Below are 12,800 nucleotides of genomic sequence, written 5' to 3' on the forward strand. Positions count from 1 at the left end.
CGATTGTATAATGCGGCAATGTGGTCCCATACGAAAGTCCACCTTAGTGGTTTCGCCCCTCTAATCCCCAAATTCATGTTTTGCAAGTTCTGTTGCTATTGCATCTTCTATTGATGTTAGAGAGGAGCCGAGGTAATTGTTTATCATGATTGAGAATACTAATTTCTCCCCATCTTTAGATGTTACGTATCCTGATAGGCTAGTAACACCGGTTATTGAACCAGTTTTTGCGGTTACGTTCCCTTTCGTCGGTTCCTGGGTCATACGGGTTCGTAATGTCCCGCCGACTAATCGTTCAGGCTCTCCTGCTATTGGCAAGGATCTCTTAAATGAAGGAAACCAGCTTTTCTCCTGGGCGTTATTGAGCATTTTTGTAAACTCCGTGGCAGGAATCAATGTTTTATGTGACATCCCTGAGCCATCGCGAAGCAAGATTGTATCTCCTTTAACGCCCAAATCTGTTGTCACTTTATGAATGACTTGGAGGCCTTCTTTCCAACTTCCCTTATCATGGACAACCCTCCCCATTTCTTTTGTTAACGTTTCTCCAAGCCCATTATTACTCAGTTTCATAAATGGAATAAGAAGACCCTTAAGTTCAATAGACTTCCGTGAAGTGAGTAACTTAGCGTCTGTTGGCGTAACCCCTGTCTCTACTGATGAGTTGCCAACGAGCTCTATGCCATTCTCTTCAAGTGACTTCTTAAACACATCTATCGCGTACATTGTCGGTTCCCACACTGCAACCCAGGATCTTGAGTTTGTCCCATTTACTGGCATAGTGCCTTCAATGACGATGTTATTTGATCCATGTTCCCGTTCTATTGAAATACTCTTTGCCTGACCTGCCGGAACCATTTTTGTTTTGTTAATAATTGTGACATAATCTGTTTCCGGTGACAGTGTTACTTGCGCGGTTTCTCCAGGTTTTTCGGAAGGACTTACTTCCACTATGACTGTTCCTGAATCATAGTCCTCGTTCGGCGAAATCGTTAACGCAGAAACCTGCGCCCCAGTATAGTAGGGTTCGTCATTCCAGTTTAAATCCATCGATAACCGAACATCATCGTACCAGCTATCATCACCTATCAAATTCCCCTTAATTTTAAGAACGCCTTGTTCTTTCAAATCAATTGCAAGTTGATCAAGATCCTCCTTCAATAAGGTTGGATCTCCTTTACCTTTCATGTATACGTTGCCTTGAAGCACTTTTCCTGTAAGTGTCCCATCTGTCAATATTTCTGTCGTAAATCGATAATCTTCTCCAAGTGTCTCAAGCGCCGCTGCACTTGTCAGCAACTTCATATTCGATGCGGGATGTAAGCGAATATCGCCATACTGCTCGAATAATTCTTCACCTATTTCATTTCTGACACTAACTCCAGCTAATGCCCCATCCAAACGCTCGTTGCTTAAAATAGCCTGAAGTTTTTCACTCAGTGTTGCAGATTCATCTAGTTGATCTATTGTTATCTCTTCGGATGCATTTGCGATGAATAAGTTTTCCTGTCCATCTAGTGGTAGAAAGGCTAACACTACAATTAAGAACAATAATAATAGGCTCTTCAACTTTCTTCCAATTAACATTCTTGCGTTCACATCCCTTTTGAGATAATTATTTAATTCAACTAAATGTGTTTAAATCAGTTTATAGCGCGGTCGACAAAACGGCTGTTGCAATAAATATTCTTTTTCATATTAATCCCTTTTATCATTCCAATCCCGGCACGTCTTTCCGCACGATATCAAAAAGCCCGGCCCCGATAACTTCTAGAGCAGATTGCATTCTCTCCGATGAAATATTATCTTCTATTGTATCCTGCGGAGTATGATAAACTTTTTCAATATGGTAAACGAGCGGATCCCAACTATCGATTCCCATCCATATAAACAATGCTGATGGAATGCCTGCATTATGGAATGGAACATGGTCGCTTGAACCGAATTTACCTGGTAAAATATCAGAGTTTCCTAGTCTCGCACCTGCGGCTACGGTAGAATCAGTAACGATGTTCGTGCTTCCATCAACAGTCATTGCGTAAAGATTTCTAGCTTCCTCGTATTTCGTTGCGACCATATCCGGATTGAAAACTGCTTCGATATTATCTCGTTCTTCTTGAGTTAATTGATCCACATAGTGCCTAGCGCCGAGCAAGCCTCGTTCTTCCGATCCAAAGGCAATAAATTTCAGGTCTTTATCCGTGTTGTATCCTTTGAATACGCGTGCCAACTCGAGCATTAACCCAGTCCCTGAAGCGTTATCGTTCGCCCCCGGTGCACCGACGACACTATCCATGTGTGCGCTTAAAATAACTTCTTTTCCATCCGCTTGTTTATTCTTCGACTTCTTCGTGCCGATAACGTTTACAGACTCAAGATTCGAATGTTGTTCTGCAGTTAATGCCAATTCTACTGGACCTTCTTCAAGCTGTTCTTTTAACCATTCTCCTTGAATGAAAGCCGCGCCGAACACCGGAATATCATAAGCTCTAGTCAAACTTGGGTTAAACGCAGAACCATAGTTTCCGCGACTTCCAACAACACTTTGCAGAATCACTCCGCTCGCTCCTGCATTCACTGCATTATCCACTTGCAGACGGTAATTCGCAGTTGTACTTTCGCGTGTCATTAAAACGATTTTCCCTTCAGTATTTGCCGGGAAATCACTCGCATCTGTACCGCCTTCAACAAAAACAACTTCTCCGTTTACAGGATCATTAGTCAATGTACCGTTAGGCGCCGCCCCCATTTGCCATGAGTCTCCATTAGAAAAAGCGACTTCAGCTATAAATTGGTCGGCTACTGGAAAATATTGATATTCCACTTCGTAACCATGACTTCTCAATTCGGCTGCAACATAATCCGCCGCCTGTTTTTCTGCTTCAAGCCCCCCAGGTCTCGGCCCAATTTCTTCCGATAAATACCGGATATGCTCAATTGCCTTTTCGGCGTCGACCCTTTTAATAATTTTCTGGTCTTTAGATGAATCGGGGTTTCCATTGGATGTGTAACCGATTGGTGTTTCAACAACTTTTGCATACGGCGATGCAAATGGCGATGCGCTCAATACCAATGCACCGGACAGCGCTATCGTCATTGCTACTTTTTTAAATTTATTTTTAGTCATGAAATCATCATTCCTCCTAGTTTTTTCGAATCAAACTATAAACAGAAGCCCCGACAAGATCGCCAGCTTCTTTCAGTCTTTCTTCGCTGATATGTTCGATTGTATCAAGCGGCGTATGATAATAAGGCTCAAGGTTGGCAGTTCTAGGTTCACGGCGAATAAAATTCACAGCCGCAATTCCAGCATCGTGGAATGAAACATGATCGGACGAACCTCTTTGATAAAGAACTAATTCAGATGGCGTGCCGATTCTTTCTGCCGTTGCAACAGCCGTTTCAGATACGATATTTGCTTGTCCATCGACCGTATTCATGAAAATTGCGGTTGCATTTTCCCAAGACGTGCCTACCATATCCATGTTGAAGTTGGCGATGCTTCGGTCGATTTCATCTTCAGTCAATTGGCTCACATAGTAATGAGAACCGACCAAGCCGATTTCTTCAGCACCCACAAATGCGAATCTCAATTCCTTTTCGATCGGATAGCTTTTTAATACGCGGGCCATTTCCAGTGCCACTGCAGTTCCTGATGCATTATCGCTTGCTCCCGGCGCAAAAGGAACGCTGTCATAATGGGCAGAAACATGTAAAATATCATGATTTCCACCTTTATTCGGCGCACGTTTTGCAATGATATTTTGCGACGTTGCGTTTGAAATACTGTTCACTTTTAACGTGACAGTCCCATTTCGACTTGCGACATCTTCCAATAGCGCTTCTCCGCTCACCTTCGTAATACCGCCAACTGGTAAAGGCGAATTGGTAATAGAAGGATTCAACGGGCCTGCTTGGTCGATATTATTATAAATAAGCACCCCTGCAGATCCAGCGGCAATTGCATTCTCCACTTTCACTTGAAATGTTAATTCCCCTCGGGAAATTAGGGCAATTTTTCCTGCTGCATCTTCAGTGAAATCAGTTGGGTAACCTAATCCCGCATCATAAAGCTCCGCTGTCAATCCTTCTTCGGTTGTAGCAGCGGATCCAGACGGAATGTTGACGAGCACTTCATCACCATTGTCAGTTTGCAAATGGCCTACTTTTAAGTCTGGAATATTGAAATCCTGGACTTCTACCTCGTATCCATAAGACAAAAGACGTTCTTTAATGTAGTTCGCCGTAAACTTCTCTTCCTCCGTTCCTGCTACACGAGGGCCTATGGTTTCACTTAAATAATGGACATCCTCGTAAATTCGTTCCGCACTAATGCGCGAAATTATTTTCTGATCAAAAGCAGCTTCGCCTTGATCACCTTTCGCCTGTGCAACAATTGTCTGTGAAAATTGGATCGGCATAACATATAAACTCGACACAGCTAACACCATTGAAAGCATGATTACTTTAAATTTCCCGCCTATCTTCATTCATCCTACCTCCCTAAAAATTTTTCACTGCAATTGAACTATTCCTTTCAACGGTAACAAACTCCTTCAAATATTCTGAAAATGAATACTATGTAATGGCGATTTATAACAAAAAAGTACTAAAGAAGTAGATTAAATAGTAAATTAATATAGTACTTCTAGCGATATAGTTATTTCCATTCAGTTTGCTAAATCATTAGTACTAACGCTTTGGCAAATGGCTTTATTGAATAAAATACATTTTTCTGAATCTACTGTGCTATCATGTTTAGATAGGAGGTGAATAGAATGCAAGGTCTTGTGAAAATTAGTCAGTTTTTCGGTAAAACATTTGCTATATGGGTGCTTGTTGTTGCCGCATTCGCCTTCTTCCTGCCAGGTCAATTTCTTTGGATAGGGCCATACATATCGATTTTGCTTGGAGTTATTATGTTTGGAATGGGAATGACGTTAACGGTGAAAGACTTCGGTGAAGTTTTCCGACAACCAAAAAGCGTTTTAATTGGCGTAGCGTCGCAATTTATCGTAATGCCGCTTCTGGCTTATGCATTGGCAAAAGGATTTAATTTGCCAGCTGAAATAGCAATTGGCGTGATCCTCGTCGGATCATGTCCGGGCGGCACAGCTTCGAACGTTATGACGTTCCTTGCGAAAGGAAATACAGCACTTTCGGTCGCGGTGACATCCGTTTCTACTTTGCTCGCGCCAATTTTAACACCTGCGATCATTTATATACTTGCGCGCGAATGGTTGGAAGTTTCGGCTTCGAGCATGTTCATGTCAATCTTGAAGATCGTCATCTTGCCAATCATTCTCGGTTTAATTGTCCAATTTTTCTTGAAAGAGCAGACGAAAAAGAGCGTGGACATCATGCCGCTCGTATCGGTTATTGCAATCGTCATGATAGTTGCAGCAGTCGTAGCGGGAAGCAAGGAGAAAATTATCGAATCAGGTTTGCTCATCTTTGCAGTCGTTATTCTACATAACGGACTCGGTTATTTATTCGGCTTCTTAATTGCCAAGTTATTCAAACTCGATTATTCTGATCAAAAAGCAATCTCCATCGAAGTCGGCATGCAAAACTCCGGGCTCGGCGCCGCGCTGGCAGCAGCACATTTCAGTCCGATTGCGGCAGTGCCGAGTGCGATATTTAGTTTCTGGCATAATATATCTGGGCCACTTTTGGCGACTTATTGGGCAAGGAAGGGTAAAAAGTAATTAGGCAAATCAAAAAAGCATGTGTGCGGGGACATTGTTTAAGTCTGGCACACATGTTTTTTTACTAGTAGTTTTTGAGGTACCTTTTTCCAATTCCACTTTAAATTTCAATAAAACATTTAATTTTCCGACTAAATATACTATAATTAAATATGGGGATAAAGTATGAGAACATTACAAAGGGGAATGGGAGATTGGAAGAAGAGGTAAATTTAAATTTGTCTTGGCTATCGGGAGAAAAAATAGAGATTCATGAACTTATCATGAGTTCCGAGGGGCCAGCCATGTTAATCGTCATTCATGATAATTCACCCGCAGCTAGCCGTTATGTTGTAAGACTGTTTACGTTAATGGGAGAAGAGGAAAACAATGAATATTTCATTGATAAGGAAATTGATGCATTCTCATTTCCTAATAATGATATCGCAGTTGAATTTGCAGATAGGCTTCTAACAATGTCTGCAATCGAAATGCTTAATATTATGGCATTGAACCAGAAGAATTATGAGGCTGGTTTGCTTCATTGAATGAATACGAAAAAGGAACCCTAGCAATAAATTGTTGGGTTTCTTTTTCGTTATTTAAAATAAGTTCGGATTGGTTTTATTCGAGTGAAATATAGACGCTTTTAACTTCTGTGTAGTTATCAAGTGCGTATGAGCCTAATTCGCGGCCAATACCAGACTGTTTAAATCCGCCGAACGGTGATGCGACATCGAATACTTGGTAACAATTCACCCAAACCGTACCCGCTCTAAGTTTGCTTGCGAAATGGTGTGCCTTTGTAACATCTTGAGTCCAAACACCAGCAGCTAGTCCAAATGGTGTGTTGTTTGCTCTTTCGATAAGGTCATCTTCGCTGTCATATGGAATTGCGGCTAGAACCGGGCCAAAGATTTCTTCTTTCGCGATTGTCATTTCATCATTTACATCTGCAAAGATAGTAGGTTCAACGAAGTAACCATTTTCAAAAGGTTTTTTTCCGCCAGTTAGAAGTTCTGCCCCTTCATTAACCCCGATATCAATGTAATTCATCACCCTGCTTTGTTGTAAAGCGGAAACAAGCGGTCCCATTTGTGTATCTTCATTAATTCCCGGTCCTTGTTTGATACTTTTCGCATGGGCAACCATATCGGCAACCACATTATCATAATTTTTTCGTGGAATGAAAACTCGTGATCCGGCAGTGCAGTTTTGACCTTGGTTAAACATGACGCCATTTAGTGCGCCAGGAATTGCTTTGGTTAGATCTGCATCCGGTAAAAGGATGTTCGGTGATTTTCCTCCAAGTTCAAGCGTAATGCCTTTCAAGGACTGTGCCGCCCTGGCCATAATCAATTTTCCTGTTGCGGAAGATCCCGTAAAACCGATTTTATCGATTAACGGATGATCAATCATTGGCTCCCCTGCTTCTTTACCGAAACCTGGAACAATATTGACAACGCCCGCTGGAATTCCAGCTTCTTCGATTAATTCAGCTAAGTATAAGACTGATAGGGGCGTTTGTTCTGCTGGTTTTAAAACCATCGTACATCCGGTCGCCAAAGCAGCACCCATTTTATACATCGCCATTAGTAATGGTAAATTCCATGGGATAATTTGACCGACAACGCCGATTGGTTCGTGACGAACATAGTTCAGATAAGGTCCACTTACTGGAACAGTTTGTCCGACAATTTTCGTTGGCCAACCAGCGTAATAACGCATATGTTCAATTGATAAAGGAATGTCGACTGTTCTAGATTCGCGAATTGGTTTACCGCTATCCAAAGTTTCAAGTATCGCAAGCTCTTCTTTATGCTCTTCCATCAGGTCTGCGAGCTTGTACATAAGATGACTTCTTTCAGCCGCGCTAATTCTTGACCAAGGCCCCTCATCGAAAGCTTTACGGGCAGCTTTTGCTGCAACATCGATATCCTCAGCTTTTGCCTCATACACATTAGCTAGGACTTTTCCTGTTGCTGGATCATGGACCTCAAAGGTTGCACCCGATTTACTTTCTACAAACTCGCCGTTGATGTATAAGTGCTTTGTACTGCTCAAGAATTTCTCCACTTTTTTGTTTAATCCTTCTACAACATGACTCATAACAAATCCCCCTTTTAATAAGATTATTAATTGTAAGCGATTCCAACCCAATGTTAACACTAATATATTATTAATCAAGAAGACTTAAATGAATAATGCATTAATTCTTTCAATTACGCATATTCATTTGGACTAATAAGCATATTCTTTAAACTTGGTATGATAGAATAATAACTATGCTTACTCATTAGTTTCATTACTAGAAAAAGGTGATTTTATGAATAGATTGTTATCCTGGTCGACAACGTTCGCTTCAATGCAATGGCTTTTTTTTATTTTCGCAAATATTGTTGTCGTCCCTATTTCTATTGGCTTTGCCTTCAATTTACCGCCAGAACAAGTTGCCACTATTTTACGCAGTGCACTAATCGTGACCGGCGGGGCTTGTATTTTGCAGGGGTTAATCGGACATCGATTCCCTTTGATGGAAGGTCCTTCAGGCGTAATTTGGGGTCTGATCCTAAATTTGTGTTTATCGGCCTCTTCACTAGGCTTGAGTTTACAAAGTATTGGCGGAGGAATTGCTACAGGTATGATACTTGCTGGAATTGCAACCATCCTTCTAGTGGCATTCAATTTAATTTCATTTATTCAAAAGGTATTTAGCCCGATGGTAATGAGTGTTTATTTATTACTTTTAACCTTTCAATTAACCTTTGTTTTTTTCAATGGAATGTTGAATATGAATGAAGACGGAACTTTGAATGGGCATATAACACTATTTTCTTTTTGTCTTGCAATCATTGTTGCTCTTTTAAAAATAAAAGGAAATAAAATTATTGGCGATTTTTCAATATTAATCGGTATGATTGGTGGCTGGATTGCTTACGCTTTGCTATTTCCAATCGCTAAACCTGTTACAGATAGTGGGGTTGCTGCATTCTCTCTATTTCCTTTAGGTCCGCCGAATTTGGAATACAGCATAATTGCCATCACCTTTTTAGGGTGTTTAATTAATTTAAGTAATACAGTTGCATCCGTTCAGGCCGCTTCTAAATTATTCAATGTAAATGTTTCTATGAATCAGTACCGATTCTCTTATTTGCTGACGGGCATTTACTCCATCATCGCTTCTCTTTTTGGACTTGTACTATTTGCACCGTTTGCTTCATCCATAGGCTTTTTGGAAAGCACTCAAATTTTTGATCGAAGACCGTTTTTAATTGGCGGCGGACTTGTTATTCTCATCGGAATTATACCCCCTCTAGGTCTAATGCTTGCAACACTTCCTATGGCTGTAGGTAACGCTGTATTATTAGTTGCCTATTCTCAATTATTGGGGACTTCCTTAAAAAGTTTTAACGGCTATACATTTAATTCGGTTACGATTTATCGGATTGCATCTCCGGTATTAATAGGCGTGAGTTTAATGACGGTCGATGCTAGTTTATTTACTTTTTTGCCTGCAATTATCCTGCCTTTAATAACGAATGGTTTCATCATGGGGTTTTTGATCTCACTAGTAATGGAAACTTGTATCAATTGGGATGACGTGGGGGTTGATCGGAAAATTACAAACTGATTTATTAAAGAAAAACTCAAACAGGAGTCATCCCTTTACCGAGAGGGATGACTCCTGTTTGATTAATAAATTTCTTGCTATCACATTTTAACGATTGGTTTAACGGTTAATCCTTCCTCTGAATCTGCAAATGCTTTATTAATATTATTAAACTCATAAAACTTTACAAGTTTATCAAATGGAAATTTACCAGCTTTATAGTATTCAATTAGCTTTGGAATAAATAACTGGGGCATCGAGTCACCTTCAATAACTCCCACGATTGACTTTCCTTCCAGTACTAAATCATGATATACATTGAACTCTGTTACTCCGTTGATTACACCAACAACTGCTGAAACTCCAAGTGGTCTCAATGCTAAGACGGAATCGCGTGCTAAAGCGGCAACACCGGATGTATCTACGGCGTAATTAGTTCCACCTTTTGTTATTTTTTTAATTTCTTCTATTACATTTACATCTTTGCCGTTAAGCACATGAGTTGCACCGAGCTCTTTTGCTAACTCCAATCGATTTTCATGAATATCAACCGCAATAATTTTTGAACAACCAATAATATTGGCTGCCATCACTGCACTGAGACCAACTGCCCCACAGCCGTAAACTGCAATAGTTTCTCCAAATTTAGGCTGCAATTTATTTAACACTGTGCCAGCACCTGTTTGAATTCCGCACCCCAATGGCCCCAGAAGGGATAAATCAACATCTTTATCTACTTTAACGATATTCCTTTCATTTGCAACGGTATACGTACCGAATGAAGACTGTCCAAAAAAACTGGATACTTCTTGCTCTCCCTGATGAAGTCGTTTGGTGTTATCGTTCATAATCCCACCAAAATTTAATTCAGTTAAATGAAAGCAATAACCAGGAAGACCAACTAAGCAATTCTCGCATTGACCACATGAAGAAAAGGACAATACGACATGATCGCCTACTTCAACGGTTTTCACATTAGCACCTAATTTTTCTACTACCCCGGATCCTTCATGACCAAGTACGGCAGGTAGGGGCAAGGGAACTTCCTGATCCCTTGCCACGGCGTCTGTATGACAAACTCCCGAAGCAACAATCCTAATCAGCACTTCATTCTCTTTCGGTTCATCAAGACGAACTTCTTTTAATTTGAACTCTTCTCCTTTTGCATAAGTAACTGCCGCCTCAATTATCATAACAAACACCTCCTTTCTGAATTAATAGATTACTCTCATTGCAGCTTATAGATAAATATAAACTAAGTCAAGTCATGGAATTCTGCGGTTCTTGATTCCAATAGTCATACAAAAGCGAATAGGGCTGTCCCAAAGTTAAAGTGCCTAGCACTTTTCAATTTGGACAGCCCTCCGATAATTGATTCACTTAGGGTCACTCATTTTAAACAATCCACACATGGTCACAATGTTCTTTTAATGCACTTTCCATCTCTTCACTAATTTTATCATCTGTTATTATATGATTAATTTTAGCCATCTCACCAAATGTAAACAATGACAGCTTTCCCAACTTACTATGGTCTGTCACGACAAATATTTCTTTAGCCGCTCGTATCATGCTTTTCTTCGCAGAAATAAGTGCATCATCAAAATGTGTTAAGCCCTTTTCGGGATGTAAAGCAGGAGTTGCTATAAATGCTTTCGTTACATTTAAATTTAATAATGTTTGATTCGTTATTTCCCCGTTCAATATAAAATTTTCCGGAAATAACACACCGCCCGTCACAATTACCTTTATCGAAGAGCGTGTAAGTAATGCAGCTATATGGATATCATTCGTAATGACTGTTAGGTTCCTTCTATTTTTTATCGCCTCTGCAATTTGCTTTGTAGTCGTTCCTGAATCTAAAATAATTGAGTCACCATCATTGATAAAGGAAGCAGCCTTTTCACCAATTCTCCCTTTCTCCTCGAAAAAAGAACTTTCCCTCTCATCAAAATGCGGTTCAGAAAAAACCTCTTCATTCAATATTACTCCGCCGTGGGTCCTTTTTATTTTTTTTTCTTGCTCTAAATACGTTAAGTCTCGTCGAATGGTTGCTTCATGTACGTCAAAGTGTTTCGATAGATCTTCTGTTTTCACTGCTTTCTTCCGCTGAATATACTTTAATACTTCTGCTTGTCTTTCGGCTGGTAACATTCATTTAACCCTCCCAATTTTTCGTACGAAAATAGACGGCACTTTGCACGCCGTCTATTATTTTATCATTATTTTGTTGCGGTAACCGTTTTCATAGTTGGTTCGACTGTAACTTCCCCTGGTAATTTTATGAAGTGCGTTAAGACTGAACTAACGAAGTAAAGCGACGCAAGAATCCAAACAACCCCAACTGGTCCAACTACGCCGATGGAAAGCCCAACGATTGCCGGTCCAAGGAATACTGGTAAACCAGCGCCTAAGTTCAATACTGATAGTGCTGCCCCTTTGTTTTCTTTGACCAAAGAAGGCACTAATGCAGAAAGTGGAACATATGCGGCTAGGCAAGCACCCCATAGGATACCGACCGCTCCCACAAAATAGATGTTTCCATTCGACCATACTGGAATATATACGAGTCCCAATGTCGTGATTCCACAACCGAATCCACCGAACCACATAATCGTTTGTCTCCAACCAATCTTATCCCCAACTATTCCAAAAATCAAATTAAACAAGATGTTACTCGTGAAAATTGCGCCCCAAATTGCTAACCACTGCGAAGTCGGGATGCCATGACTCGCCAAATAAAGCGGCAAAAATACAGGAAACGCGAACTGGGCTGTTGTGTTAATCACACGAACAATTCCACCTAGAAGCACTTTAGGCTCATCCTTCATAATCGTAATCCCTTTACCAAGTTCTTTTAGTTTTTCATTGGATGCAGCCTTGTTTGCAGGCAGCGAATCCTTATTTATAAATAACACAATAATTGCACCGATTGATACCCAAAGCAAAGAACTCCATAACGTATTCACATGGCCCAACTCTTTAATCGCCCAAACAGAGTAGTATGCCCCAAGAACGTTTAGTCCACCTGTAAATACAAACCAAAACCAACCAACTGCTGACCCTAAGCGTTTCTGATCTGCTCTATAGGAGATCCAAACTAGAAATGAAAAAGCAAATAGCGGATAACCAAACCCACGAATTGCATACATCGGAATCATAACCGATAATTCCATCGATGATATTCCAAGGGCAATGAATCCAACCGTTCCTAGAACATAGAGCAGGAAACCTAGGGACATCGTTTTCTTTGCCCCTAGAATTTCAACTAATACCCCACTAAACCATGCCGAAATGGCTACCGTAATTCCATAAGCAACAAATAACATACTTGTTTGTTGCACCGTGAATCCCTGTTCTACTAACCACGGACTTAGCCAACCAATTTCCAGCCCGTCACCCATCATAAATATTAAAATACCAATGTAGCCCCACACAATTTTTTGAGGTAACCCTATTTTAGTATAAAATGCATTGCTTACATTCATTATGCTATCCCCTTT

General features: G+C 40.5%; 10 protein-coding genes. 3 read left to right on the forward strand and 7 right to left on the reverse strand.

The features are described from left to right. Nucleotides 1–60: 60 nt before the first annotated feature. The 3 genes from dacB to G8782_RS06760 all read right to left on the reverse strand — a co-directional run bounded on the left by dacB (nucleotide 61) and on the right by G8782_RS06760 (nucleotide 4,490). Entirely contained in the window at nucleotides 61–1,587 is a 1,527-nt protein-coding gene (gene dacB, locus G8782_RS06750; RefSeq protein WP_172370098.1) for a D-alanyl-D-alanine carboxypeptidase/D-alanyl-D-alanine endopeptidase, read from the reverse strand. 124 nt (nucleotides 1,588–1,711) lie between these two features. Then, complete coding sequence (locus G8782_RS06755) at nucleotides 1,712–3,127, reverse strand: M28 family metallopeptidase (protein ID WP_246231556.1); 1,416 nt, start codon at nucleotides 3,125–3,127, stop codon at nucleotides 1,712–1,714. A gap of 16 nt (nucleotides 3,128–3,143) precedes the next feature. Continuing rightward, entirely contained in the window at nucleotides 3,144–4,490 is a 1,347-nt protein-coding gene (locus G8782_RS06760; RefSeq protein ID WP_172370099.1) for a DUF4910 domain-containing protein, read from the reverse strand. 288 nt (nucleotides 4,491–4,778) lie between these two features. On the opposite strand from G8782_RS06760, the gene G8782_RS06765 reads away from it, so the two are divergent. Both G8782_RS06765 and G8782_RS06770 read left to right on the forward strand, forming a co-directional pair. Next, nucleotides 4,779–5,708 carry a bile acid:sodium symporter family protein gene (locus G8782_RS06765; protein WP_172370100.1) on the forward strand — a complete coding sequence of 310 codons (930 nt, stop codon included), beginning with the start codon at nucleotides 4,779–4,781 and terminating at the stop codon, nucleotides 5,706–5,708. A 194-nt stretch (nucleotides 5,709–5,902) separates the two neighbouring features. Then, nucleotides 5,903–6,235: a hypothetical protein gene (locus G8782_RS06770; protein ID WP_172370101.1), complete on the forward strand. Its 333-nt coding sequence runs from the start codon at nucleotides 5,903–5,905 to the stop codon at nucleotides 6,233–6,235. A 76-nt stretch (nucleotides 6,236–6,311) separates the two neighbouring features. On the opposite strand, the gene G8782_RS06775 is transcribed toward G8782_RS06770, so the two are convergent. Beyond that, on the reverse strand, nucleotides 6,312–7,796 hold the full coding sequence (locus G8782_RS06775; RefSeq protein ID WP_172370102.1) for an aldehyde dehydrogenase family protein: 1,485 nt from the start codon (nucleotides 7,794–7,796) through the stop codon (nucleotides 6,312–6,314). A 217-nt stretch (nucleotides 7,797–8,013) separates the two neighbouring features. Between G8782_RS06775 and G8782_RS06780 the strand changes: the two genes are divergently transcribed. Then, a complete protein-coding gene (locus G8782_RS06780; RefSeq protein WP_172370103.1) occupies nucleotides 8,014–9,318 on the forward strand; it encodes a uracil/xanthine transporter in 1,305 nt (434 codons plus the stop codon). Between the two features lie 80 nt (nucleotides 9,319–9,398). On the opposite strand, the gene G8782_RS06785 is transcribed toward G8782_RS06780, so the two are convergent. From G8782_RS06785 to G8782_RS06795, 3 genes are all read right to left on the reverse strand, one after another. Beyond that, nucleotides 9,399–10,490, reverse strand: a complete 1,092-nt coding sequence (locus tag G8782_RS06785) for an NAD(P)-dependent alcohol dehydrogenase (RefSeq protein WP_172370104.1) — start codon at nucleotides 10,488–10,490, stop codon at nucleotides 9,399–9,401. Between the two features lie 202 nt (nucleotides 10,491–10,692). Next, on the reverse strand, nucleotides 10,693–11,451 hold the full coding sequence (locus tag G8782_RS06790; protein WP_172370105.1) for a DeoR/GlpR family DNA-binding transcription regulator: 759 nt from the start codon (nucleotides 11,449–11,451) through the stop codon (nucleotides 10,693–10,695). 68 nt (nucleotides 11,452–11,519) lie between these two features. Further along, nucleotides 11,520–12,785: an MFS transporter gene (locus G8782_RS06795; protein ID WP_172370106.1), complete on the reverse strand. Its 1,266-nt coding sequence runs from the start codon at nucleotides 12,783–12,785 to the stop codon at nucleotides 11,520–11,522. Nucleotides 12,786–12,800 lie beyond the last annotated feature (15 nt).

The sequence above is a fragment of the Sporosarcina jiandibaonis genome, from assembly GCF_013184495.1.
GTDB lineage: Bacteria > Bacillota > Bacilli > Bacillales_A > Planococcaceae > Sporosarcina > Sporosarcina jiandibaonis.

Bases quoted from the DNA above. Each gene is read 5' to 3' on its own strand.
- G8782_RS06755 (WP_246231556.1), bottom strand. From the start codon at position 3,127: ATGACTAAAAATAAATTTAAAAAAGTAGCAATGACGATAGCGCTGTCC.
- G8782_RS06760 (WP_172370099.1), bottom strand. From the start codon at position 4,490: ATGAAGATAGGCGGGAAATTTAAAGTAATCATGCTTTCAATGGTGTTA.
- G8782_RS06790 (WP_172370105.1), bottom strand. From the start codon at position 11,451: ATGTTACCAGCCGAAAGACAAGCAGAAGTATTAAAGTATATTCAGCGG.
- G8782_RS06765 (WP_172370100.1), top strand. From the start codon at position 4,779: ATGCAAGGTCTTGTGAAAATTAGTCAGTTTTTCGGTAAAACATTTGCT.
- G8782_RS06795 (WP_172370106.1), bottom strand. From the start codon at position 12,785: ATGAATGTAAGCAATGCATTTTATACTAAAATAGGGTTACCTCAAAAA.
- G8782_RS06780 (WP_172370103.1), top strand. From the start codon at position 8,014: ATGAATAGATTGTTATCCTGGTCGACAACGTTCGCTTCAATGCAATGG.
- G8782_RS06785 (WP_172370104.1), bottom strand. From the start codon at position 10,490: ATGATAATTGAGGCGGCAGTTACTTATGCAAAAGGAGAAGAGTTCAAA.
- G8782_RS06775 (WP_172370102.1), bottom strand. From the start codon at position 7,796: ATGAGTCATGTTGTAGAAGGATTAAACAAAAAAGTGGAGAAATTCTTG.
- dacB (WP_172370098.1), bottom strand. From the start codon at position 1,587: ATGTTAATTGGAAGAAAGTTGAAGAGCCTATTATTATTGTTCTTAATT.